Here is a 271-nt window from a genome sequence, read left to right on the forward strand (position 1 = left end):
AGGCACTTGCCTCATCGAACCGACGCTGGCTTTTATCCAGCCTCATAGCCATCCCAGTGCGTACTGGTTATGCGGTTTCCACGCATCCCCAGACCCGGACTTATACCGGGTATTCCACAACCAGGGCACCATGGCATTTCCTCCATGGTCCCGTTTCCCTACCGCACACCTCCTTCCGTTCGATAAGAACGGAGAAGACAGGGGCTGAAAGCAACGGTTTACTCTGCTCGCGCAGGATTACCCGGTACTCTCGCCCTCGCACCCACCGTGC

1 protein-coding gene is annotated in these 271 nt (G+C 57.6%); it reads left to right on the top strand.

From position 1 onward, the window contains the following. Positions 1 to 208: hypothetical protein (locus IV91_RS19230; RefSeq protein ID WP_233418474.1), on the top strand; the 208-nt coding region annotated here is incomplete at its 5' end. Positions 209 to 271 lie beyond the last annotated feature (63 nt).

It is taken from the genome of Ferrovum myxofaciens, assembly GCF_000735045.1.
GTDB classification, from domain to species: Bacteria; Pseudomonadota; Gammaproteobacteria; order Burkholderiales; family Ferrovaceae; genus Ferrovum; species Ferrovum myxofaciens.